The organism is Novipirellula methanifontis (assembly GCF_052161655.1).
In the GTDB taxonomy this organism is placed as follows: Bacteria; Planctomycetota; Planctomycetia; order Pirellulales; family Pirellulaceae; genus Novipirellula.
The window spans coordinates 436,639-461,041 of record NZ_CP197418.1 but is presented as its reverse complement, the minus strand read 5'-3'; the positions used below and the strand labels follow the sequence as shown (position 1 = coordinate 461,041).

The window sequence follows — 24,403 nt, the reverse complement described above, 5'->3', positions numbered from 1 at the left end:
ATGTCCATCGCACTCCCTATCGTTCAGTCGTCACCTGACTTGGTCGAGCAATTGCTGACCGAGCAGCAGTCGCTTTCGGCAGTCGAACAATTTAGTTCGGCTCATGACAGCGAAGCGGGTGTGGCTCCAGCGCAAGCACGTTACTACCGCAGTCTGATGCCCGCTTCACCTCCGGGCCCCGGACAACAATATTCGTTTGACGTCGACCTCGATCAGTGCAGTGGCTGCAAAGCCTGTGTCGTCGCATGTCACACCATGAACGGACTGGACGAAGATGAAAGCTGGCGGCGTGTTGGCACGCTGACGATCGGCGAGCCCGAAGCACCGCGGATCCAACACGTTACGACTGCTTGTCATCACTGCGAAGACCCCGGATGTTTGAGCGGATGCCCGGTCAAAGCCTACGAAAAGGATCCTGATACGGGGATCGTCCGTCACTTGGATGATCAATGCATCGGCTGTAAATACTGCACGATGATGTGCCCCTACGAGGTGCCTCAATACAGCGAACGCCTCGGCATCGTACGCAAGTGCGACATGTGTCACCAACGCTTATCCGCAGGTGAAGCTCCTGCGTGTGTGCAAGCGTGTCCGAACGAGGCGATCTCGATCACCGTGGTCGACACCGCAGACACTAAGTTTGCCCACGATGACCGCATCGCTCCGGGCGCCCCCTTATCCACGATCACGAAACCGACAACAAACTATCGCACTGAACACAGTGATGTTGCCGATAACGCGGTCCCCCAAGACATCGGGGTGGATCATGTCGCCGAAAGCCACTGGCCTTTGGCAGTGATGCTGGTTGCCACCCAAGTCTCGGTAGGAATGATTTTCATCGAGCGTTTAGCGGCGACATTGGCTTGGGTTTCGGGGCACGATCACTCGGTCGTTGCCACTCGATCTATTTTGCTTACCGCCCTGCTGATTGGCGGAGTCGGATTGAACATCGCATCGCTGCACCTCGGTCAACCGCTGCGAGCCTGGCGAGTCTTCTTGGGGCTAAAGACCAGCTGGCTCAGCCGCGAAGCCGTTGTGTTGGGCAAGTACATGGGACTGCTAACCGCAGCGACCGCGTTGTACTGGTTGCCTGTGTTTAGCGAGTACGTCCCGCAATCGATTCAACAGTGGATCCCCGACTGGGCAGCAAGCCTGACACTCGTGATGGCGATTTTGGTGGGTGCTGCGGGACTATTTAGCAGTGCCATGATTTACATCGCGACACGTCGGCAAATTTGGCGAAGCTCACGAACACTGATTCGCTTTATGGGAACTGGCGTTGTTGCCGGAGCGATAAGTGTGCTGCCCATTTTGATCCTTAGTGGTGAGAGCCGTTTCAATTCCGTGGCGATCGCGATGATCGCGATGATCACGTTGGCCAGCAAAGCAGCCTGGGAATGGAGCGTGCATTTGAATCCAAACGGACGTGGCGATGCCTATGATCGCCGCTCGCGTCGGTTGGTGCGTCAATCGCTATCGAGTCTGGCTAAGTCACGGATGCTGGCGGCCCAAGTGGGCTTGGGCTTGATATGCGTTGCCGCGGCGGCAACGTTCATCTCGGCTTGGACCGCGGCGGGATTTGCGATCGCAGCGAGCGTGATTGTGATCGGCGGCGAGATCGCGGAACGACTGCTGTATTTCATGAGTGTTGTTTACGACCGGATGCCAGGAACTTTCCGATGATTCAGCCCACGACTAAACTTCGCGGAAATCTGACACGCAATTTATTGCCTCAGCTGTTGCGACAGCACGATGGCAAGATGACGCGTGAGCTGTTGCTGCACCCGGGTGACCATGGGCTCGGGATGACTCACGAGTCGATGCAAGCAGACGCCACGACGACGGCGGTTTGCGGATATTGCTCGACCGGCTGTGGATTGCGATTGCATCTTCGCGACGACGAAGCAGTCGGTCTAACACCCGAGACATCCTACCCCGTCAACCTCGGCATGGCTTGCCCAAAAGGTTGGGAAGCATTGCGGGTGCTCGATTCGGAGGACCGCGCGACCGACCCGATGATTCGCACGTCCGATGGCAAGTTCGCCCCCGTGTCGTGGGATCATGCCCTGCGTCTGTTCACAACACGAATGAAGGGGATCCAGCGTCAACATGGACCCGATTCGGTTGCATTTTTGAGCACCGGACAAATCGCGTGCGAGGAGATGGCATTCCTTGGTGCGTTGGCAAAATTCGGCATGGGGATCAAACATGGCGACGGCAATACGCGTCAATGTATGGCCACCGCCGCGACTGCTTATAAAGAATCGTTCGGGTTCGACTCGCCGCCGTTCACCTACGACGATTTCGAGCAAAGCGATTGCATGGTTTTCATTGGCGCCAATCCTTGCATCGGCCATCCAATTATGTGGGAACGCGTACTGCGAAACCAGAACGATCCTGAAATCATTGTCATCGACCCTCGTCGCACCGAAAGTGCGATGTCGGCAACTCAGCACTTGCAAATTCGCCCTAAAAGCGACCTCGCGTTGCTGTACGCGATCACCAATCACCTGATCGCTTGCGAATGCGTCGATCGTAAATTCATCGACAAGCACACCGAAGGTTTTGAAAAGCTTTCCGAGCACGTCAGCCGTTTTACTCCTGACGCCGTCGCTCCGATAACGGGAATTTCAGCCGACGCGATTCGTCAAACAGCCGAAACGATCGGGCGAAGAAAGGCAGTATCGTTGTGGTGGACGATGGGAGTCAACCAAAGTTACGAAGGCACACGAACGGCACAAGCGATCATCAATATCGCCTTGATCACCGGCAACATCGGACGGCCGGGAACGGGTGCCAACAGCATTACCGGTCAATGCAACGCGATGGGTTCACGGTTGTGGAGCAACACCACCAATCTATTCGGCCATCACGACTTCAAGGACTCTGCGGATCGCGAGAAAGTCGCCAGTAGTTTGGGGATCGACGCGGACTTGATTCCCACCGAGCCAAGTTGGAGCTACGACGGGATCATGGACGGGATTCGTCGCGGCGACATTCGTGGGTTGTGGGTGATCGCGACCAACCCGGCTCACAGCTGGATTCACCAGAGCGAAGCTCGCAACCTGCTCGACCGGCTCGATTTCTTTGTCGTTCAAGACATGTATCACACCACCGAAACGGCTCGTCATGCGGATTTGATTTTGCCGGCTGCCGGCTGGGGTGAAAAATCTGGCACGTTTATCAACAGTGAACGTCGCTACGGTGTACTGAAAAAAGTACGTCGTGCACCTGGCAAAGCACTGGCCGACTTCCAGATCTTTCGTGCCCTTGCGTCGTACTGGGGCGTGGAAGACATGTTTTCCGAGTGGACAGATCCCGAAGCGGTGTTTCGCATCATGCAACGGGCGAGCGAAGATCAGCCCTGCGATATCACCGGCATTGATGGCTATGAACAAATTGATCGCTGTGGCGGCATCCAGTGGCCATGGACCGAAGCGGATGCCGAAGGCGATTTCCAACCCGAACAACAACGTCGCTTGTTTGCGGATGGCCGTTTCTATCACCACGATGGTCGCGCTCGCTTGATTGTCGACGATGTGACTCCGATGCCCGAAGCTCCTGACGAAACATACCCGACCTTGTTGATGACTGGTCGTGGCACGGTCAGCCAATGGCATACGCAAACACGCACGAACAAGAGCCCCGTGCTTCGCAAACTGTATCCCAACGAAGCCTACATCGAGATCAATCCCGAGGATGCTGCTGCGATGGACGTCGAGAACGGCGACCAAGTTCGTGCTCAATCACGTCGCGGCAGCTTGCTCGCAACGGCGATGGTGACCCCCACTGTGAAACCGGGCCACGCATTTATGCCAATGCATTACGAAGCCACCAACCAATTGACCCTGGCCCACTTTGACCCCCACAGCCGTCAACCCAGTTACAAAGACTGTGCGGTAAGGATCGAACGAGCATGAGTAAAAATCCATTTAGCGAAGAACAACAACAATACATCGCCGGTTTCGCATTCGGGTCCGACGTGGCACGTGCGGTGAACCGATTGCCGATGGTAAGCAATTGTGCATCAGGCCCCTCAGGAAACTCGGTCACCATCGGTGGTGGCGCCGCAACGGTCGATGGCAAAGCATTGCCGGTCGGTCCCGAACGGATCGCGTTGCAAGCACAAGCCGACTGTATTGCTGCCGGCAAAAAGCTGTGCAAAGAAGAAAAGGCCAAGCAGGCGAAGAACCCGTTGGACATGTGGGACGAGATCCAAGCTCGTTCCGATGCCAATGAATTCCCCAAAGGCGACGACGTCTTCCTGACCAAATTTCATGGCTTGTTCTTCGTCGCTCCGGCTCAGAATAGCTTTATGTGCCGCATGCGGTTGCCGGGTGGCCTATTGCATTCGTGGCAACTGCGTGGATTGGCGGATTTGTCCGACAAATCGGCGGGCGGATTTATCGACGTGACAACACGTGCGAACTTGCAACTTCGCGAAATTCCGGCCGATCACGCGATGAACATCCTGTATGGACTTCGCGAGCTCGACATCATCAGCCTCGGATCCGGGGGTGATAACATTCGCAATTGCACCGCCAGTGCGCTGTCGGGGATCGATCCCATGGAATTGATCGAAACAATTCCTTATGCGAAACGGATGCACCATTACATCGTGAATCACCGCGAAATGTATGGCTTGCCGCGGAAATTCAACATTGCTTTTGATGGCGGCGGCAGCATCAGTGCACTCGACGACACCAATGACATTGGCTTCCACGCGGTGCAAGTGACCGAAGCCAACGCCAGCGAATCGTTGCCAGCGGGCGTTTATTTTCAACTGACGCTCGGCGGTATCACCGGTCACAAAGATTTCGCACGCGACACCGGCGTCTTGCTGCGTCCGGAAGAGTGCGTGGAAGTCGCCGGAGCGATCGTTCGCGTGTTCGTCAAATCTGGGGACCGTACCGATCGTAAAAAAGCTCGACTGAAATACGTGCTCGACGACTGGGGGTTTGAAAAATTCATCCAAGCGGTCGAAACAGAGATGGGGCACGAACTGCGGAAAGTCAGCTCGGATCTTGTCTTGATCCCTGACAACGAAAACCGTCAAGCCCATGTCGGTGTGCATCCGCAAAAGCAAAGCGGACGCCAATACGTCGGCGTGGTGTTGCCCGTCGGCCGCATCACCAGCGATCAAGCACGCGGGCTTAGCGATATCGCTGAAACCTACGGTAACGGTGAAATACGTTGTACCGTTTGGCAAAACGTCTTGATCCCACATATCCGTGACGAAGACGTCGAGGAAGTAAAAGCAAAGCTAGATTTCATTGGTCTCAGTTGCGACGCCAGCTCGTTTCGTGCCGGACTTATCGCTTGTACCGGAAGTGCCGGTTGCAAGTTTGCCGGAGCCGATACCAAAAAGCATGCGATGATCATCGCCGAGACGCTTGAATCACAATTCAAACTCGATCAACCTATCAATATTCATGTCACCGGATGCCACCACAGTTGTGCCCAGCACTACATCGGCGACATCGGCTTGCAGGCTTGTCAAGTCGAACAAGGTGATGACATGGTCGACGGATACCACGTCAATGTGGGAGGCGGCTGGGGCACCCGCAAAGGGATCGCCCGGCTGATGTTTGAATCGGTGGCGTTCACGGACATCCCAGCTCTGATCACTGCGATTGTCAGTGGCTATTTGCAACATCGACATGAAAACGAATCGTTCGTCGAGTTTGCTCGACGAACCAGCGATGTAGACCTCAAAGCGTTAACCCTTAGTTGTGTTTGAATTTAAGTGATCTGGGTCACTTCACGAATTCCCACTTTTTTTAGAACCGAACCATGAGTAGCTTGATTCCTGATACCGCGCCTTTTTCCCAAGAACAACGCGCTTGGCTGAACGGTTTTTTCTCTGGCATGATGGGCATTCAGTCCAATACGCAGCAGGGCGAAGCCCTCGCCGCGATGGGCTTCTCGAGTGAAACCATCGCAACACCAAGTGAACCGGCTGAGGAAGAGGATTTTCCTTGGCACGATGATTCGCTGCCGATCCTGGACCGCATGAGTCTGGCGGAGGACAAACCGTTGGATCGTAAATTGATGGCCGCGATGGCTCAACTCGATTGCGGATCGTGCGGCTATTTGTGCCAAACGTATAGCGAAGCGATCGCATCAGGAACCGAATCAAATCTGTCGCTGTGCAGCCCTGGTGGCAAAGAAACCAAGCAGATGATCAAAAAGCTGCTGAAGGAAAGCGGCGGCGCTGAAGCTAGCGGAACTGCGGCCGCACCAGTTGCAGACGATGCCCCTGGGTCTTCGCGTTCCGCTCCCTACACCGCCAAACTGCTCGAGTCACGCTGTTTGAACAAAGAGGGCTCGGCCAAGGCGGTTCATCATGTCGAAATCGATTTGTCGGGCTCAGGGATCAAGTACGAAGTCGGCGACGCACTCGGCGTTTGCCCGACCAATTGCAGCGAACTGATTAGCGAGATCCTGCAGCGGATCGAGTCCGATCCGAATGCCGAAGTGACCACGCCGCTGGGGAACACCAAGCCAATTCAGCTAGGACTGCAAGAAGATTGCTGCCTAAAGGATCCGAGTGACGAGCTGCTTGAGTCATTGATCAACCGCACTGCGGACGATGCCTGCAAACAAGCACTCGCGAAGATGCTCGAAGACGGCGTGCCCGACGGCTTTGACGTGCTTGATACATTAAGTCTCGCGAGCGACGTCAAGTTAACGGCGTCCGAGTTGATGGAAACCCTCGAGCCGCTCAATCCGCGACTGTACTCGATCGCCAGCAGTATGAAGGCGGTCGGCGAGCAGGTTCACCTGACCGTTGGCAAGGTGGTCTATGAGCGTGAAGGACGTGAGCGTAAGGGTGTCGCCAGCACGATGCTAACGGATCGCTTGGAGTCGGGTTCGTCACTGCGGATCTTTACGCATGCGAACCACACCGGATTCACGGTTCCGACCGACTCGAATGTGCCAATCATCATGGTCGGTCCGGGAACGGGTATCGCTCCGTTTGTGGCGTTCCTGCAAGAACGTGTTGCCACCAATTCGAGCGGTAAAAATTGGTTACTGTTCGGTGACCAGCACGAAGCGTATGACTTTTTGTACGAGGAACAACTGCAGGGCTACGCTGAAGCGGGATGCTTACAACGACTCGATACTGCGTTCAGTCGCGATGGGGACAAGAAGGTCTACGTCCAAGACCGGATGCGAGAAAACGGAGCCGAGTTGTTCCAGTGGCTCACCGAGGGCGCTCACTTCTACGTATGTGGCGACGCGTCTCGAATGGCCGCCGATGTTGATCGAACACTAAAGGCCATCGTCGCCGAGCATGGCAACATGAGCGAAGAACAGGCCGATCAATACGTGGCCAACCTATCGAAAGCGAAACGATACGTCCGCGACGTCTACTAGACGATAATGTCGCCCGACGTCTCCGACGTCGGAATGCATTGACATCGGAATAAGAAGCTCGGACGTCGGAGACGTCCGGCGACAATGCAACCTAGCGGGCGTACAACAGCACGGTTAAATCGTCGGGTTTGCCAGGCAGTTGCTCGTCGCTGCCGTTCATCCGTTGGCTGGCGATTTGAACCAATTTCTGCATGCATCCGATCGGTTTGCCGCTCTTCATCGCGGTAACAACTTCGGAGAGATGCATGTTGTCGAACAATCCGTCGCTGGCCAAGATCACGCGGTCCTTCGCAGCCAATTGACGCGACGGCCCCACTTCGATGTGCATCGTTTTTGATCCGACTAGATTCGAGACGACATGGCGATCGTCGTGCGTCATCGCATCAGCCTCGTCCAACATGCCCGATTCGATCGCATAGCCGACGGGCGAATGCGACGTCGATTTCCACTTTAGCGATCCACGCTGGCCAACAATCATCGTCATCGAATCGCCAACGGTGTACGCACGAACGCGTCCCTCGACGATCTCGACCACTGACAATGTTGTTGCCGCACCGATGCCGAGATCCAAAATTTCAGCGTTCGCCTTTTCGATCCCATCCAGGATCGCAGCACGTAGGTCCGCCTCGGGGTCCGCTGCTGCGACCATCTCGGCGATGCAGTGCACCGCGATCGCGGACGCCTTGTACCCAAGCGGACAACCACCCACGCCATCGGCCACCGCCATCACGATCGCCCCACGCGCCGTCCGAATCACCACCGAACTATCGTCGTTGGGTTCGACTTTGCCTGGACACCTCCGCGAAATCGAAATCACTGATCCCGAAGGCAGCGGCAGCGAGCGTGGTTCGCCCATGTCGCTTTCAACGCAAAATTCGAGCAACGTTTCGGTGATAGTGGACAACATAGTTGGCGGAGTCATAACCCACCCAGAGGTGGAGGGGGAAAGAAATAGCGTGTATCTAATTCTAGCCCGTGACTCGGTTCCGACGAGAGAAGCGGATCGCTTTCAGCCGAGTTTGTTCAAACACCGATAGCATTTGAGGCGCATCCCGATAACGATGGCGGGGGTTAACTTCGAGTGATTTGCGGATTACAGCGATTAAATCGCCGTGAGCACGCTTACGAAGCTGTGCAGCCCCCTCTAGTGGCCATTCAAACGGGTATTCGGGCCACTTACCGGAAAAGATCCTATAAGCGATCAAACCGATCGAAAAAACGTCCGAACGGGTCGACGGTTTCCCCATCGCCTGTTCCGGTGCCATGTGTCCGAGGGTTCCTGTCCCCGAACCACTGATCGTGGCTTGAGCTGCCTTGGCGATCCCAAAATCGCCCAACCGGATCACATTGTCTTCGAACATCAAGATGTTTTCGGGCTTAATGTCACAGTGGATAACTCCCTGTTCATGCGCGTACGCGACCCCTTCGAGCAACTGAGTGACGTAGTCAAAAGCTAATTCGAAGCCGATCCGCTTTTGAATGCGGTCGGCGAGCGTGCGTTCCCCCATCGGCGAGACGATCACGAAGTGACCTTCGATAAAGGCAGCATCGCGAATCGGCAAGATGTTGGGATGATCCAACAGGATCGTCAATCTTGCTTCGCGGCGAAACTCTTCGAGCAGTTCAGGCGAGACCAGCTCGGGTGACGGAATCTTCAGCGCCACCTTGATCCCTAACAAGGTGTCAAACGCAGCGTAGACGGTCGCAAACCCACCTGCGCCAAGCCGCCTTTCAATCCGATATTTTCCAAGTCGCGTACCAACGCGGACAGGGGACTTGGGTTTGGTGTGCATGAAAATCGTAATGCGATTTAGAAAGGAATAGAAAACGAATCGATCAGCAGATAACCGAATTGCCGAAACGTTCGTCTTGTCTTGAGAATGTTCCGATTATCGTTAGCTACGGACGACTCGGAAAGGCGTTACGTGTAGATTTCTCAAGCAATCCTTCTGAATCAACGCTACAAGTTGAACGTCAGATCAAACCGCGACCATTTCGGCGAGCGTGGCATCCAATTGTTCGGGATCCACATTCACGTCGCCATGGTGCACACATTGCTCAGAGTCCACACGGTGGGCTAGCGCGTAGTAGTAGTCCAGTCGTGATGCGGAAGCGAGCGAGAAGTAGCAGTTCGGCGTCGGATCGACGGCGTCGCGGATCTCAAGCACTCGGCTTCGCGGCGTCATCATCATCATGTTGGTCAGCCCCGCGCCGTGATTTGAAACAAGATATTTCGCGGCAGCGGCAACTTGAACCTGGACTCGCCAATCGTGTTTTTCGGCGGTAAAGACGGTAAATCCGTGTCGCTTTAGCACTGGCAAAATCGCTTCTTCGTTGGCGATACGCCGCCGCGTTGCCATGCTGCGACTGATGAAAACACGGTCGCCAAATTCGCTCACGACCGAGTTGTCGTTCGCAGCTGATGACTCGGCCAAATACTCGGTAAACCGCTGGTGCATCCGCTGAATGATCGGTTGGCTGTGGTTGCCTGAAACGGCAACATGCGATGGCAAAATCAAATTGTGGCACAACACCCGCTCGAACCGCTTCAAAAAGCGAACTTCGCCAAGTCCGAACGGTTTCAAACTTTGCTGCATGTAGGTGTGCTTGCGATATTTGTAAGGCAACAGCAGTGTCATCGCCGACAGATCATGCGACTGCGACGCCATCTCCAATCGTGACAGTGCATCACACATCCAGTGATAATAGCCGCAGCTCCAATTGTCAGTGATCCAGATCGTGGGCGACTGGATCACCGAACGCGACTGAATCAAACGTTCGGCGGCGGCACGGAGATGCCCGCGTTCACGACGCCACGTTTCAGCGTGGGCAGGCGTGACGAAGCTCTCTTGCAAGTAGCGGCCTTCGTGACGCAGCGGTCCGCGGCCAAACGCCTCGACCCCCCGCAATCGCTCGATCGATGCGGGTGAAATCTCATGGAACCGGCTGGAGGCAAAGATTTGGTGGTCGCCAGAGCGAAGGTTTTTTGGAAAATTGCGGACACTGGTGTGTAGCGGCAGAGTGATTTCAAGAGTGCCCATCCGTAGTTCCCAACAAGAAAAGAGTGTGTCAGAGGGGGGAGTATGGCCAAGGGGGTGGCGTCCTGGCGATTCCAACACCCTCCGTTAGCAAATTGGCGACTTCCAGGTCAATGTGAAATTAAAATTGAAAACTCAAATTTTGACTCAGCGAGGCCTTGTCGCTGCCTTGTCGCGTGGCACTCTGCTTATGTCCGCACGTCAATGAATGTGCCCCATAATCCGATATAGAGCATCACGATCGCTAATGTAATAAGGGCGATTTGCTGAGCCTGATGGGGCCTCTTTAACTCGACAATCATCGCGATGGCAAATACGATCGTGACTCCGACATTGCCCCACGGGACCAGCGGGTAAACGAATTGAAAATCGGAGAACGGCCACAAGGGTTTCAGCGCCCAATCGCTCAAACCAACGGCTCCGGAAACCACGGCGTCTGCAGGAATTTGACTCAGTGCTGCAACAGTCGCAACGCCGATCCATACACACCACGTTCGGGTGCAATACGATTGCCGCTGCTCGATCGACGCGGCAAGCTCTTTCAACGGGCCAAATCGAGTCATCCAAGCGGCGATACGTCCGCTGAGATCCAACCGGTAGTCCGCCGTGCCCAACAGCAATCCAAGGATGCCACACGCCAGCAGGTTGTGTCCCCAAACGCGATGCCCCGACTCGAACCGACTCATGTCGATCAACATCGGCACTCCGTCCCAATCCGGTGCGATCGCTGCGACACTCGCGAGAGCAACGATTTTCCAACCGAAGCGGTGATGCAGCCCGGAGGCTAACGCTCCGTTCATCCCCAGCAATGCGTGCTCGAACGTCGTCATCGTGGAAAAGATTCCGTCGCAATAGAGAAAGAACGCTCGTAACGAACGGTCTATTCTAGCGGTGATCCGCCGACGGTGCGGCTGCGGTCCGAGGTTGTCGCGGCGAATGAACGAGTTCGTTTTGCCGACGGTTTACATTCTTGATCACCTCGACAAACTGCTGCTTCGTCTCTCGAGGGACTTGAGGCAAACGGTTCGCTAGATCGATCATCGAACGAGGATTGTGCTGCGACGCAGCAGAAATTTGGCTCAGAAAGCGAGCGGTCTCGACAAAGTTGTGGTCCGCAGATCGGCCGATAAAACCACTAAAGGTGCGTGCGATCAGGTCGGCACTCAAACTGTCTAGCTGGACAAAACAATCCAATGTACCGGTGACCGTGGTTTCACCGGTCGCCGATTTTGCATACGTGCTGCGAAACACAAATACCCCACGACCTTTGATCGGGCTGGCAACCAATTTGCCATCGTAAGATCCGTCGGCAACATAGATGTGCAGATTTGAGTCGCCGTAAACGAGATCGACAATACATTGGGTGCCACTGCCATCGGATGCGTCGAGCTGGTACGGAGCAATGCGTTTGGTTGTCACTTGCGTGACCCCCATCACGTCCCACATCCCGACCAAAATCTCTGGATTCCGCGCGATCAGTAAGAATAGATCTCGATCACAGTCGATTGCCTGGGTTGGCAATTGACGAAAGATCGTTGGCGAATTTGCGATCGAGAGGATCCGCTGCTGAGCGTCCACCGTCAGTCGCTGCATGGGCAAGCTAGCCAACACTTCACGACGACGCTCGATCGACGCGGTTCCCGTTTCAGCGTTATCGGCATGCCCGACGCCGATGCCAAAACGGTCCAACAGCCCCTGTGCTGATGCGGTGCTTGTCGAGCACACCCATGCCAGCATCAGTGCCGCTGCGAGCGCGCATCTCCCGCCTACGATTCGTTGAATCGATTCCCCCGGCACCGTCATCCCCCACCGTGTTTTTTGCCGCGGTCCACCAACCACGACGAGCTGCGTGATCCGCCGAGTGCGGATCACAGTGCTTGTGATGAAGTTTCGGCGATTTAGGAGGGTCGAGTTGAGGAAAACTGTGACGAGTAGAGCGGTTGCCGGAGCTGTCTCTTCATTGACGACACTTTTTTTGCTATCGCAGCCGTCGCTTCCTCAGCCACGTTTTCGCCACAAACGGACGTCATTCGGTCCGCAAAATTGCATCATCAAGGCTCCTTTGCAGGCATGACGATCGAAGACATGCTCGTGAAAATCGTCCTCGCCCGGCCAAGGATAGGAATACACGATCGCAAAATCGTCCAATTCCAATCCCATTGCCTCGTAGCCACAGGGGACGTTGTGCCCCAGACTCGGCAGCGTCGGATCATCGGCAAGTGATTCGCTATCGGGGGGCAGAAAGTTGCCGTGAATCAGTTCGACATTCGCTTTCCACTCGTCAACCAAACGACGGCCTTGGACCAACAGATCCTGCTCGGCTTCGATGCCAATCACGTCCAAATCGAGTGTCGAGGCAAGCGCACTAACGACGGCAAAACCGCAGCCCCATTCCAGAAACCGCTTGCCAATCAGCATCTGGGATTCAAGTGCCCAACCGAGCGATTGATAAACCAACTCGTAATCGGCGGCCACAAATTGCTCGATTTGCGGTTGGTCCCAGCGATCTTGGAACGCTTCGATCCTTTGCCGTGCATCGGAAATCCACAATTGAATTTCTGCGGGCAGGGTTCGCCGATCAACCGACGAGGGAATGGCGATTCGTTCTAGCAAGGACGTTCTTTCGATATTTTCTTGGAGGTAGCGAAACTCGCCAAGAGTTTCGAGTCAGGTTGTGCTGGAATCGGGATGCGTTTGATCCGGCTGCACATCGAGCTCGGGGTTCGTAGATCCCGCCCATCCAAGCGTTTCAATGTCGGCTTGGGAAGCCCAGCGACTTTGTTCACCCCACAACGGTTCGAGACAGACGGGGCAGCGAGCATCGCAGGCGTTGGGATATTGGTGCCGCGACGCCAAGTCGGGCTCGAGCCAAATTGCCTCGCATTCGTCACAAACCACCAACCCATGAGGCAGCGGGATGTTTTTACTGTCAGGCTGGGACACGGATGTTGACGGATCCTCCGCTTTCCCGGTCAAGCCACAGATGCGAACTCCACACAATCCACCGCCACAAATCGGACAGTAGTCAACTGAATGTCTTGGACTCACGATAGTCTATTCTCCGAAAAACGAACGGATAAAGCGGAAGAGGAATGGCCGACGGGTGCGATTCTTCGCGACTCACTACATCGGATAGGCCGTGATTACCCGCGTGCCTTCCAAGACGATTCGGACGCGACGTGCCATGGGATTGCGTTTGCGTCCGCCGTCACGCCCCCCGACAAATCCAACGCGGCCACCGAGGTCGACCGTATAGATCGTCCGTCCATCATCGACACTCTTGGTCGTTCGCGTCCCTTCCTTAGCCTTCAAGTAGGCGCGATCGATCGTTTTCAGAGCTCCTTCCATGTCACCGTCAAAGACGCCGTGGCTGCCCGGTCGCGAGGGGTCATCCTTGGTGTGCCGACGCAAGTGTTCAAGACGATGTCCTTCGGCGCTGCCGGGCGTGTACTGCAAACCCGCCGGCGAAATGTAGCGATCCTTAGAAACTTCGCGTAACAATCCGTACAGCAACTCGGTGTCGCCTGCCTGCTCCGAGTCTGCTTGCTCCGAGTTTGCCTGCTCCGAGTTTGCCTGCGACGATGCTCCGGACGTGCTTTCTTGCGGACGGACACGATCGGCTAGGGGACCACGGTCGTTTTTGGTTTGCGTCGACTTGCCCGCATCGACGGGTTTCGAGGACGAAGTGGATTCGTGAGCGGACGCCGACGTACCGTTTCTGACCGACGATTTGGTGTCGCGATTGGCCTCGGAAACGACCGCGACTTCGCCCGAATCGTTCGATCGAAGCTGTGGCAGATTCCAACCGAAACGGGCATTCAACGCCGGTTGGGCAAGGGAGTACACCCCCACAAGGACGACGATTCCGATCGCGCCGAGCGACGATTTTCCTACTCTCTGGGGATTTTTCCCAGAAGGGCTGGATTTATCCATCTCTTATTCCTGTCGGAGTAACCTAGATTAGTAGACTCGGAGCGAATTCGAGTCATGATGGCCAGCCTTGCAAACCCCGAAAATAGTGAGAAGATGGGACGCTGGCGTGGCACGTTCGCTCGAACGCGATCGTACCTGTACTAAAGATCATACACATTTACAGCAGAAAAGAGGAAAGCAGCGTGAAGAACGTTCTACGTGCCGTGTTGATGTTCACATTACTACTGGTGGCTTTTGGCAGCGATGGCGAGACCGTTCTCGCGGCCGAACCAGGCTGGTCGCCGATCATCATCCCCACAGGCGACTACCGGCAAGAGATCAAATCGATGCCAATTGAACAGCGTCCCTATCGCCCAGGGCATTTCTACGGCAATACGGTTCGCCGAATGCATTACCGCGGCGAAGTGCTGCCACGCCCGCTCGAATCCCCAGTGACCCAGAACCTCGCGCCAACCGTGGTCGGCCAGCCTACTGTCGCTCCGTTCATGTATGCTCCTCCGGCATACCCGAGCTATGTACCGGCTAATTCGCAATCGACTCCGAACACGTACGGTGTGCGTCGTCTCTTCTCGACCCGCAACCGGTTTTAACGCTTGCGCAGAATTTAGGGTGCATTTGTCGAAATCCCTCGCAGCTACTAGGTTGGAGTACACTGTAGTTGCGTGACAGTGGGGCCACCGCAGAGATCGCACGCAAAGAATCTCCAGCGTGGTGATCCTTGTCCGTCGTGAAGGGAAAAGCGTGAAAAGGACGCAGCTATGACTGCGACGTCCCACGACTTTTTCCGACCTGTCGCTGCCCCGAAGTTCATTCTCTCGCATTCACCGTTCCGACCGATGTTTGTTCCGACCTATTCGGACAAGCCAAGAAAACTTTGACGCCCATCCATCCCTCCACGTTCTCAGCAAGAGACTGCGGAGTTAGACGCAGAGTACCCTGTTATGTCATCACTCGACCCGTCCACCGCGACCCCTTTGCCGCAGTGGATCGGTATTCGTGCCGAGCGACATGGCGATCGAGAGGCGTTGACCTATATCGACGATGACGGTGGTGTCACCCGCTGGACCTATCGCGATCTTTGGGCACGTGTTTGCGAATTTGCCGCTCGGATGCCTGAGGTTGATCAGGATCAGCCTCGCGCGCTGTTGCTATTTCCGCCGGGACTCGAATTTGTTGCGGGCTTCATAGGAGCTCACGTCGCCGGCTGGGTCCCCGTTCCGACTTGTTACCCCAAGCCTGGTCGGGTGATGGAGCGACTCGATTCGGCAGCACGTGACTGCCACCCTTCGGCCATCATCGGGGACGCGGAAACATTAGCTGGAATCGATCCTGAAAAACTTTGTGATGCGGCACGTGGTATTCCGCAAATCGCAACCGACGCCTCTCCTCCGCCGCTAGGAATGAACACCCCGGGACCTTGGATCGATCCCCATTCTTTGTCGATCGACCCAGAGTCGATCGCGCTGCTGCAATACACAAGCGGCAGTACCAGTCATCCCAAAGGAGTGATGGTCCGCCATCGAAATGTGATGGCAAACCTCGAAGCGATTCGGCGAGGATTTCAAATCCCTTGGATGGATGATGATCCGAGCGAAGTTGAATCCGCAGTTTTCTGGCTGCCGTTTTTCCACGACATGGGATTGATCGGCGGATTGCTGACACCACTTTACATGGGCCGGTCGACGATTTTCATCAGCCCTCGAGCGTTTCTGCAACGGCCGATTCGATGGCTGCAATTGATCAGCGACTATAAAGCAACGATCAGCGGTGCGCCTAACTTTGCCTACCAATTGTGCATCGATCGCATCTCGCCGGATCAAACCGATTCATTGGATTTATCAAATTGGCGAACCGCGTTTTGTGGCGCTGAACCGATTATGCCTCGCACGCTCAGCGATTTTGCGCACCGTTTTTCAAGTAGCAAATTTTCGTCGAGCTCGTTTTATCCGTGTTACGGACTCGCCGAAGCGACTCTGCTTGCCGCTGGCGGCAACGGCCCTGCAGAACCTCGCTTCCTAACCGTCGTACGCGACACGCTCAGCGAAGGCCGCGTCGACATTCAACCCGACGGCCGCGGCAAAGCCTTCCAAAAACTTGTAGCCTGTGGTTCTGCGGTTGATCAAACCGAGATATTGATTGTCGATCCCCAGACTTTGACCGTTTGTGATGAACGGTCCATTGGCGAGATTTGGATTAAAGGAGCCAGTGTTACCGCGGGCTACTGGAATCGCGATGAAGAGAACCGCCAACGGTTTGCCGCACTAACGGCCGACGGTCGTGTTGGTTTTTGCCGAACCGGAGATTTAGGCTTCTTTGACGATGGCCAACTTTATGTCACGGGGCGGATCAAGGATGTCGTCATCTTGCGCGGACGCAACTTGTATCCTCAAGATATCGAATCAACGGTTCGCGAGACCATCGGCAGCGAAGGAGGACAATGTGCCGCATTTTCGGTCGAGGGTCCCCGTGGTGAAGGGCTGGCGATCGTTGCGGAAGTACCTCGCCACAGTGACGACACCGCGTTTCCAGAATGGGTGCGTTCGATCCGTCGCGCGGTGATCGACGTTCATGAGGTCGATCCACGCAACGTGCTGTTGGTCCGTCCGGCGACCGTGCCGCTAACCAGCAGTGGTAAGGTCCAGCGGCATCGTTGTCGCAAAATGTTCGACGCCGACGAGATTCGCTACAAGTATCGCTACGACCGAAAATTCCTGTCCGAACAAGCACCGATTGCGCTCCCCAAACTTCCCCAAAATCCAACCGCAGCGGATCGTGAGCCACTGACGCGCATGATCGAAGCTTGGATGGTTGAATGGCTTGTCGTTCGTGCGGGAGTGCCTCCGCAAAACATCGAACTCGACAAACCGTTCGCCGACTATGGACTCGATTCGATGACGTCGGTCGAACTCAGTGGTGAAACCGAAGATTGGTCCGGAATCGAGTTGACACCGATCGTGGCCTGGAATCATCCGACCGTGATGCAACTGAGCCTATTTATTGCCAACCAATTGATTGGTTCCGAAGCGAGCGAAACGACGAGTCATCGTGACTCAGCTCATGCCAACGTGTCTCACAATGGGGCTCCCAACATCGAGTCCAACGACGACTCGGTGTCGCAAGACGTGTCAGCCGAAGAGCTTGAAGCCTTGTTAAATGAAATCGAACAACTTTCGGACGCCGAGATCGACACGGCCCTGAGCGACAAGAAAAAAATGTAATCGCCGATGGACAAACAACTTGCTGCACGACTAGCGAAGTTAACTCCTGCGCAGCGAGCGTTGTTGCAGAACCGGATCGCATCACGTCCGCCGTCCGCCCCAGACGATTCCAATGCGATTGCGATTATCGGAATGGGGTGCCGGATGCCTGGTGCCGATTCACCTGACGCATTCTGGGATCTAATCCAACAGCAGCGTGAAACCGTCGGCCCCGTTCCCGATAGCCGCTGGGATCGTGACCAATATTTTGATCCGAGCGGACGCACGCCGGGAAAGATGTCGGTCGATGCAATGGGAGCGATCTCGAACGTCGACATGTTCGACCCCGCCTTTTTCGGGATTGCGCCACGAGAAGCGGCGAGAATGGATCCTCAACAACGGATTTTGCTTGAAGTCGCCTGGGAAACGCTCGAAGACGCGGGCGTTCCCATCGAACGAATTTCAGGGACAAACACCGGTGTTTTCATCGGCATCGGCGGCACTGACTATTCCAAGATTCCCGCTCGCTTTCCGGATTACTTCGAGCAGATTGATGCCCACATGGGCACCGGCAACGCACTCAGCATCGCGGCTGGCCGGATCTCGTACCTCTTCGATTTGCATGGCCCGTCGTTCATCGTCGATACCGCGTGTTCCTCCGCGTTGGTGGCCGTCCACTCGGCCGTCATTTCACTTTTGCGAGGCGAAAGTGATTCCGCGATTGCAGGCGGTGTCAATCTAATCCTTTCACCGGAAACCACGATCGCGTTCAGCAAAGCGAGAATGCTGAGCCCCGACGGACGTTGCCGTTCGTTCGACGAAAATGCAAACGGTTACGTGCGTGGCGAAGGTTGTGGTTTGATCTTGATGAAACGTGCTGCCGATGCCGTTCGCGATGGCGACCGCATCCTTGCGATGATTCGCGGCAGTGCGGTCAATCAAGATGGCCGCACCAGCGGGATTACGGCACCGAGCGGCTCGGCACAGCAGCGTGTCGTCGGTACGGCAATGAAGTCGGCGGGGATAACCGTTGACGACCTGACTTACATCGAGGCACATGGCACCGGCACCCCGCTTGGTGATCCGATTGAATTGATGGCGTTGTCAGAAACGTTTGCATCGCGAAACGAAAATCTTCCACCGCTTCACATCGGTAGCGTCAAAGCCAATATCGGACATACCGAGACGGTGTCGGGGATTGCCGGTTTGATCAAAGTGCTGAAGATGTGCGAGCACAAATTGATTGCGGGCCAGGCTAACTTTGGCAAACTGAATCCGAACGTCAAACTTGATCCAAAACGAATCGAAATTGCGACCCAAAATCAGGCTTGGACTCCAAGCAGCCATGGCCGCTACCTGGCGGGCGTTAGTTCGTTTGGGTTCGGTGGAACCAATTCGCATATCATCTTAGAAAAACCATCTGAATCCCTCACGGACAACCAGAAGCCACCTCGGGTACCGCCGTGCTTCTTCTTGCCGCTATCGACACGCGGCGACGAGGCCATGCCCAAGGCAGCCACACAAGCACGCGAACGGCTGGAACCACGTTCGACTTCCAACGCCTTGGAAACTCACAACATTTGTGGTTCGTATGCAAAATACCGCAGCACGTTAACCCACCGCGCCGTCGTGTTGGGGGAATCGACATCTGAGCTTTGCAAAGGGCTCGAGCGACTCGCCGAAGGCGCCGCGACGAAACAAGTCGTTACGGGTCGCCCGGTTCATGGTCGTCGCCCGCGAGTCGCGTTGCTTTTTACTGGGCAAGGTTCTCAGTATGCGGGAATGGCATCAGGATTGTTCCAGACGCTGCCAAGTTTCCAACGATCGCTCGAGCAGTGTGCGGCGATTTTGGATCCCATCTTAAATTTGTCGTTGTTGGAATTGATCTGCGACGACGTGCCGTCGCATTCCCTGGATGACACTGCGATGGCCCAGCCAGCGATCACGGCGATCCAAATTGCGTTAGTCGATTCACTTTCGGACGTCGGCATTACTCCCGACGTGGTTGCAGGACATAGCATCGGCGAAATCGCCGCGTTGTATGCCGCCAAAGCGTTCAGTAAAGAACAAGCACTGATGCTTGCAGCTCATCGTGGACGTTTAATGGGCGAATTGCCCAGTGGTGGCACCATGACCGCAGTGCTCGCAAGCGATTCGGTGGTCCAACAGTGGATTGACGAATTGGATTCGGATGTGGTGATTGCAGCCATCAACGGCGAGCAAAATTCCGTCGTCGCAGGCACGCACGAAGCGGTCCAAAGACTCGTGACGAAGGCGGAGGCCAACGCTGTGATGTGCCGACCGCTGAAGGTGTCACACGCGTTCCATTCGCCATTGATGCAAGACGCTGCCGACCCACTCAGGGCCTGCCTATCGCAATTTGTTGACAACATACAACTGCCCCCCTACATCACATTTATCTCCTCGGTAACCGGATCGGTTTATCAAGACACGATCGACGTTGACTACTGGATCAAGCACTTATTGAGTCCGGTTCGCTTCCGCGATGTGATGGCCGAATTGCCGAACCAAAATATTGATCTAGTGATTGAAGTGGGGCCACGGCCTCAATTAACGGGAATGATTCGTCGTTTTTTGAAATCCGACGAAGACGAACCAGCTCTCCGCGTCGTCGAAACGCTGCACCCGGACGACAACGATTACGCCAATTGGATCCGCGCTGTCGCGACCGCATGGTGTGTGGGAACCCCGGTTAATTTCGATGTGATCGATCAAATCTATCCGTCGCGCAGGGTGGCGTTGCCTACTTATCCCTTTGTTCGTCAACGATGTTGGCATTCGCCTCCGGCACATGAACATGGTATCGGTGGGCAAAGTATCCATCCTATCCTGGGCAGCCGCCAACGCTTGGCATCGGGTGGGTTGCTATTCGTTTCACATCTTGCGATCAACAAGCCCGGTTACCTTTCCGACCACGTCGTCAGCGAGTCGGTGACCGTGCCCGCCGCCGCATGGATTGACACGCTTGGTGTCGCGGCCGGGGAATTGTTTGGAAATATATCGTTTGAGCTGTCCGAAATCACTATCCACCGCGCATTGTTCCTGCATAAGGAACAGTCGGTTGAGATTCAAACGACGGTCGATCCGATCCAGGGTGGGCAATCACAGATTCAAATCCACTCGCGGCCCCAAGGTGACGATTCCGACTGGACGTTGTCCGCTTCGTGCCGAGTGAAAAAGTCCGGCGAATCGACAGTTACAGCGATGAAGCCGCTGAGCATCGGCCACGGCACCCAGGTCGATCGAACTCAGTTTTACGAATCGCTCGAGCAGTCAGGACTTCGCTATGGCGACTTGTTCCAACCGCTCCACACGATCCTCAACCAGGACACCATTACCAGTGCTCAGCTGAAAATCGACACTAGTTTGGTAAGCGAATCAAAACAGTCGATAGTGCATCCCACCCTGCTAGATGGGGCGTTTCAATTGATTGCCACAACGATGCCGGCATCGATGCGAGAATCAGCCGACCCGCCAACGTTCTTGCCCGTCGGGGTAGATCGCGTCGTCCGCGGGGACGGACATTCGATCGCCGCCGCCGTAGTGCATCGTCACGAGAATCGTTCCGGAAAATGGAATGAAATCGTTGCCGACGTCCAACTACTCGACCACGATGGCCGTATCTGCCTGTCGCTCGAAAAAGTACGTTGCAAGCGATTGCAAAAGGACCGTAGCGTCTTTCAAGCGGATCCTAACCAATGGATCCATGAGTCGAAATGGACTCCCGTTTCAATTTCGGAATCTGAGTCCGACTCGGTCCACGACACTTACCCAATTCGACATTTTGGATCGTCGATTTATCAGTCGTTGATTCCGGCAACCTTTGAACCCAGTTCTCAGCAGGAGCATTGGCTCTGGACTCAACCTCACTCGCATGACGATGTCGAAGCGAGCGTTTGCGACTTGCTGAAATTCATTCAATCGGCAGTTCGTGAACCCAAGACGCCGTTGGTTTCGCTCGTTCTGCAGAGTGCATTTTCGATTGGCAACGAAAATTCGATTCCGACGTCCGCTGCTCTTGCCGCCATGGCGCGTGTTGCGACAAATGAGCATCCGACGCTGCAAATCCGAGTGCTGGACGTGGTCCAGTGCGATGCGGCGAGCACCGAACCGGTTGCATCCTGGCTCGCACGTCAATCCAGAGAGACCGAACTCGCATTTCGCAACGAACAATACTTATCACCTCGATTGGTTTCTTCGCCCCGTTCACTCTCAAAAGATTCCGGCGAATCACAATTGCCGATTCCATTGAGTGGCAGCTATCGTATCCGACTGGACGGAACCAACCGGACCGAAGGGTTGTGGGTCGAGCGAATGACGATACCGAAACTGAAGCCTGACGAGGTGGTATTTTCGGTGGATGCGGTCGGATTGAACTTCAGTGACGTGCTGAAGGCGATGGGGTTGTACCCGGGCATCTCCGACGACGTTGTCCCCCTAGGGATCGAAGCAAGCGGCACGGTGACATCGGTCGGCGATCAAGTGCAATCAATAGCCGTCGGCGATAAAGTCATGGGCGTTGTGCCGTATGGTTTCGCATCCGACGCAATAACCAAAGAATACTTGGTAACCAAGATTCCCGCAGGAATCAGCCCGCAAGAGGCCGCGAGCATTCCCGTCGCCTACATGACCGCACATTACGCATTGCGGAACATTGGCCGACTGACCGCGGGGGAATCGGTCTTGATTCATGCAGCCGCAGGTGGCGTCGGACTGGCGGCAATCGAAGTCGCGCACAGTGTGGGAGCCACCGTTTTTGCCACTGCCGGCAGCAAACTGAAACGCCGCTTGTTGTCGATGCTTGGCATCGACCCGCAAAACATTTTTGATAGCCGTGATATCGATTCGCTCCGCGCGGTCCGCACACGAACCAATGGCCGCGGCATTGACGTGGTTTTGAATTCGTTACCGGGCCAGTGGATCAACCGATCGCTTGAATTGCTGGCGGCGCATGGCCGATTTCTCGAGATTGGCAAAATCGATATCTATCAGAATCGTCAGCTCGGGTTGCTGCCTTTCCAAGACAACTTGACATACTCGGCAATTGATCTGGACCGATTGTTTCGGCATCGCCCCGCAGAAGTGCGAACGCTGTTTTCCGAAGTCGCTCAGCAATTTGAAGCGGGTGTCTACCAACCCAAACCCATTGCAACGTTTTCACTTTCCGATTTGCCCAGCGCACTGCGGTTCATGAGTGCGCGTCGCAACATTGGCAAAATCGTCGTCTCGCCTGAAAAGAGTTCCGTTCTGGAATCCCGTGATCACGTTTCTTGCACCGGCTCGTATTTGATTTCCGGAGGCAGCGGGGCAATCGCCGAAGGAATCACAAGACGATTAATCCAACGGGGTGCAACCAAGGTGGTGCTGGTTGCACGCCGCAAACGTCCAGCTCACGTCGATGCGTTGATCCAGTGGGCAGAGGAACAAGACGCGACGTGCATCTACGTGGAATGCGACTGCGCTGAGGAAGCGGAATTGGTGGACGCCATCGATACGCTGCCCAAAACCATGTTGCCAATCGTCGGCGTTATCCATACAGCTGGTTTGTTGGACGATGGATTATTACACGAGATGACACCTGACTCGGTTGCCCGAGTGCTGCGGCCGAAAGTGGAGGGGGCGATTGCACTCGCAAGCGCCACCGCGAACCAGCCACTATCGATGTTCAACATGCTCGGCTCGGTCGCATCGGTGTTTGGGTCACCGGGACAAGCGAACTATGCCGCCGCGAATGGTTATCTCGAAGGATTTGCTGCCAGACGTCGAACTCGAGGGCTACCGGCCAATGTGATTCATTGGGGGCCATGGAGCTCTGCTGGAATGGCGGACGATCCGACTCGGCTCAAAAATCTGGCCGTGCGAGGTTTGCGTCCGTTACGCTTTGATGCGGCACTTGATCTACTGATCGATGCCGGCAACCCAAACTGCCCCCGGTCGCGTGTGGTGGTTGATGCCAATTGGCACCAAATGCTTTCCTCGATCCCCGAAACCGCGATACCATCGATCTTTCGCTCGCTGCACAGCGACAGCGCTCAGACTCAATCCGACGCGGTGTCGACGAAAGACGAAGCTTTGCTGTCTGAACTTCGAATCTTGGACAGTGATGCACGCTGTGATCGGTTGGAGGTTTACTTCAGCGAGCAACTCGGGAAGATCATGTCGTTGGATCCAACCACGTTTGACCGTTCCGAATCGCTGGGCTCGCTGGGACTTGATTCGTTAATGGCAATCGAATTAAAAAACACGATCGAAACCAAGTTAGCGATCGTGATCCCAATCAGCCATTTCATGGACGAACCAAGCATCTCGACGCTTGCGGCCATTGCCGGCGAGATTATCGGAGCGGATTCCTTGGAAGCCGCTCAGCAGAACGAGTCGTCGGTGGCTTCCGAGTAAAGATACAGAAGTTTTACTACTTCGATTCTTTCAATTTTTTAGCTTCGGCTTCGAGCGAGGCGACTTCGTCTTCGAGTTGTTTCAACTCGTCCACGTCATCGGCCTGTTCGCGAGACCCAGCCAAGCGTGGTCGCAGAGTTTGCAGTTTCTTGTTGATAACATCGAGACGCTTCTTCGCTTTTTTGTCCATGATTTCGTTTAAATGAGTGTGAATTGATACAGCAAAACGTCATTGTACTTCATATCGCTCGCACGCCGAGACTCCTTGCGTGAATCTCGTGGTATCCCCATTTCGAAAAATGGGTTTGTCTCAATCTCTTGTCTGCTATCGAGCAAGACGTCTGGTTGCGCTGACCGCATAACCCTTCCCGCTCAACGAAGCATCCCAATCGTCACAAGCGACACTGACGTTCCCGTGGCCGAGTCATCTCTGGATCC

At 55.2% G+C, this 24,403-nt stretch carries 16 protein-coding genes; 7 read left to right on the top strand and 9 right to left on the bottom strand.

What is annotated here, in order from left to right; translation table 11 throughout:
• From SH528x_RS01630 to SH528x_RS01615, 4 genes are read left to right on the top strand one after another with little or no spacing between them, the layout of a single operon-like run.
• The gene (locus SH528x_RS01630; protein ID WP_442508794.1) at window positions 1-1,683 is read left to right on the top strand and encodes a DmsC/YnfH family molybdoenzyme membrane anchor subunit; all 1,683 of its coding nucleotides are present in this window, start codon (window positions 1-3) and stop codon (window positions 1,681-1,683) included.
• Window positions 1,680-3,920: a molybdopterin oxidoreductase family protein gene (locus tag SH528x_RS01625; RefSeq protein ID WP_442508793.1), complete on the top strand. Its 2,241-nt coding sequence runs from the start codon at window positions 1,680-1,682 to the stop codon at window positions 3,918-3,920. Before SH528x_RS01630 ends, SH528x_RS01625 begins: the two co-directional genes overlap by 4 nt.
• Entirely contained in the window at window positions 3,917-5,740 is a 1,824-nt protein-coding gene (locus SH528x_RS01620) for a NirA family protein (RefSeq protein WP_442508792.1), read from the top strand. The genes SH528x_RS01625 and SH528x_RS01620 overlap by 4 nt, the downstream gene beginning before the upstream one ends.
• Before the next feature lie 53 nt (window positions 5,741-5,793).
• Window positions 5,794-7,380 carry a sulfite reductase subunit alpha gene (locus SH528x_RS01615; RefSeq protein WP_442508791.1) on the top strand — a complete coding sequence of 529 codons (1,587 nt, stop codon included), beginning with the start codon at window positions 5,794-5,796 and terminating at the stop codon, window positions 7,378-7,380.
• A 91-nt stretch (window positions 7,381-7,471) separates the two neighbouring features.
• Here the strand turns inward: SH528x_RS01615 and SH528x_RS01610 are convergent, their stop codons facing one another.
• The 8 genes from SH528x_RS01610 to SH528x_RS01575 all read right to left on the bottom strand — a co-directional run bounded on the left by SH528x_RS01610 (window position 7,472) and on the right by SH528x_RS01575 (window position 14,351).
• Window positions 7,472-8,287, bottom strand: a complete 816-nt coding sequence (locus SH528x_RS01610; RefSeq protein WP_442508790.1) for a PP2C family protein-serine/threonine phosphatase — start codon at window positions 8,285-8,287, stop codon at window positions 7,472-7,474.
• 61 nt (window positions 8,288-8,348) lie between these two features.
• The gene (locus tag SH528x_RS01605) at window positions 8,349-9,173 is read right to left on the bottom strand and encodes a serine/threonine-protein kinase (protein ID WP_442508789.1); all 825 of its coding nucleotides are present in this window, start codon (window positions 9,171-9,173) and stop codon (window positions 8,349-8,351) included.
• Window positions 9,174-9,359: 186 nt separating this feature from the next.
• Window positions 9,360-10,421: a glycosyltransferase family 61 protein gene (locus SH528x_RS01600; RefSeq protein WP_442508788.1), complete on the bottom strand. Its 1,062-nt coding sequence runs from the start codon at window positions 10,419-10,421 to the stop codon at window positions 9,360-9,362.
• 185 nt (window positions 10,422-10,606) lie between these two features.
• Window positions 10,607-11,248 carry a metal-dependent hydrolase gene (locus SH528x_RS01595; RefSeq protein ID WP_442508787.1) on the bottom strand — a complete coding sequence of 214 codons (642 nt, stop codon included), beginning with the start codon at window positions 11,246-11,248 and terminating at the stop codon, window positions 10,607-10,609.
• Window positions 11,249-11,303: 55 nt separating this feature from the next.
• Complete coding sequence (locus SH528x_RS01590) at window positions 11,304-12,290, bottom strand: hypothetical protein (RefSeq protein WP_442508786.1); 987 nt, start codon at window positions 12,288-12,290, stop codon at window positions 11,304-11,306.
• Between the two features lie 126 nt (window positions 12,291-12,416).
• Window positions 12,417-13,031, bottom strand: coding sequence for a class I SAM-dependent methyltransferase (locus SH528x_RS01585; protein WP_442508785.1), 615 nt, complete (start codon window positions 13,029-13,031; stop codon window positions 12,417-12,419).
• Between the two features lie 54 nt (window positions 13,032-13,085).
• On the bottom strand, window positions 13,086-13,466 hold the full coding sequence (locus tag SH528x_RS01580; protein ID WP_442508784.1) for a hypothetical protein: 381 nt from the start codon (window positions 13,464-13,466) through the stop codon (window positions 13,086-13,088).
• Window positions 13,467-13,541: 75 nt separating this feature from the next.
• Window positions 13,542-14,351 carry a hypothetical protein gene (locus SH528x_RS01575; protein WP_442508783.1) on the bottom strand — a complete coding sequence of 270 codons (810 nt, stop codon included), beginning with the start codon at window positions 14,349-14,351 and terminating at the stop codon, window positions 13,542-13,544.
• Between the two features lie 182 nt (window positions 14,352-14,533).
• Between SH528x_RS01575 and SH528x_RS01570 the strand changes: the two genes are divergently transcribed.
• From SH528x_RS01570 to SH528x_RS01560, 3 genes are all read left to right on the top strand, one after another.
• Entirely contained in the window at window positions 14,534-14,941 is a 408-nt protein-coding gene (locus SH528x_RS01570) for a hypothetical protein (protein WP_442508782.1), read from the top strand.
• Window positions 14,942-15,292: 351 nt separating this feature from the next.
• Window positions 15,293-17,569, top strand: coding sequence for an AMP-binding protein (locus SH528x_RS01565; protein ID WP_442508781.1), 2,277 nt, complete (start codon window positions 15,293-15,295; stop codon window positions 17,567-17,569).
• Window positions 17,570-17,575: 6 nt separating this feature from the next.
• Window positions 17,576-23,965, top strand: coding sequence for a type I polyketide synthase (locus tag SH528x_RS01560; RefSeq protein WP_442508780.1), 6,390 nt, complete (start codon window positions 17,576-17,578; stop codon window positions 23,963-23,965).
• A 16-nt stretch (window positions 23,966-23,981) separates the two neighbouring features.
• Here SH528x_RS01560 and SH528x_RS01555 read toward each other — a convergent pair whose 3' ends face one another.
• Window positions 23,982-24,155, bottom strand: a complete 174-nt coding sequence (locus SH528x_RS01555) for a hypothetical protein (RefSeq protein WP_442508779.1) — start codon at window positions 24,153-24,155, stop codon at window positions 23,982-23,984.
• Window positions 24,156-24,403 lie beyond the last annotated feature (248 nt).

Bases quoted from the DNA above. Each gene is read 5' to 3' on its own strand.
- SH528x_RS01630 (WP_442508794.1), top strand. From the start codon at position 1: ATGTCCATCGCACTCCCTATCGTTCAGTCGTCACCTGACTTGGTCGAG.
- SH528x_RS01625 (WP_442508793.1), top strand. From the start codon at position 1,680: ATGATTCAGCCCACGACTAAACTTCGCGGAAATCTGACACGCAATTTA.
- SH528x_RS01620 (WP_442508792.1), top strand. From the start codon at position 3,917: ATGAGTAAAAATCCATTTAGCGAAGAACAACAACAATACATCGCCGGT.
- SH528x_RS01615 (WP_442508791.1), top strand. From the start codon at position 5,794: ATGAGTAGCTTGATTCCTGATACCGCGCCTTTTTCCCAAGAACAACGC.
- SH528x_RS01610 (WP_442508790.1), bottom strand. From the start codon at position 8,287: ATGTTGTCCACTATCACCGAAACGTTGCTCGAATTTTGCGTTGAAAGC.
- SH528x_RS01605 (WP_442508789.1), bottom strand. From the start codon at position 9,173: ATGCACACCAAACCCAAGTCCCCTGTCCGCGTTGGTACGCGACTTGGA.
- SH528x_RS01600 (WP_442508788.1), bottom strand. From the start codon at position 10,421: ATGGGCACTCTTGAAATCACTCTGCCGCTACACACCAGTGTCCGCAAT.
- SH528x_RS01595 (WP_442508787.1), bottom strand. From the start codon at position 11,248: ATGACGACGTTCGAGCACGCATTGCTGGGGATGAACGGAGCGTTAGCC.
- SH528x_RS01575 (WP_442508783.1), bottom strand. From the start codon at position 14,351: ATGGATAAATCCAGCCCTTCTGGGAAAAATCCCCAGAGAGTAGGAAAA.
- SH528x_RS01565 (WP_442508781.1), top strand. From the start codon at position 15,293: ATGTCATCACTCGACCCGTCCACCGCGACCCCTTTGCCGCAGTGGATC.
- SH528x_RS01560 (WP_442508780.1), top strand. From the start codon at position 17,576: ATGGACAAACAACTTGCTGCACGACTAGCGAAGTTAACTCCTGCGCAG.
- SH528x_RS01555 (WP_442508779.1), bottom strand. From the start codon at position 24,155: ATGGACAAAAAAGCGAAGAAGCGTCTCGATGTTATCAACAAGAAACTG.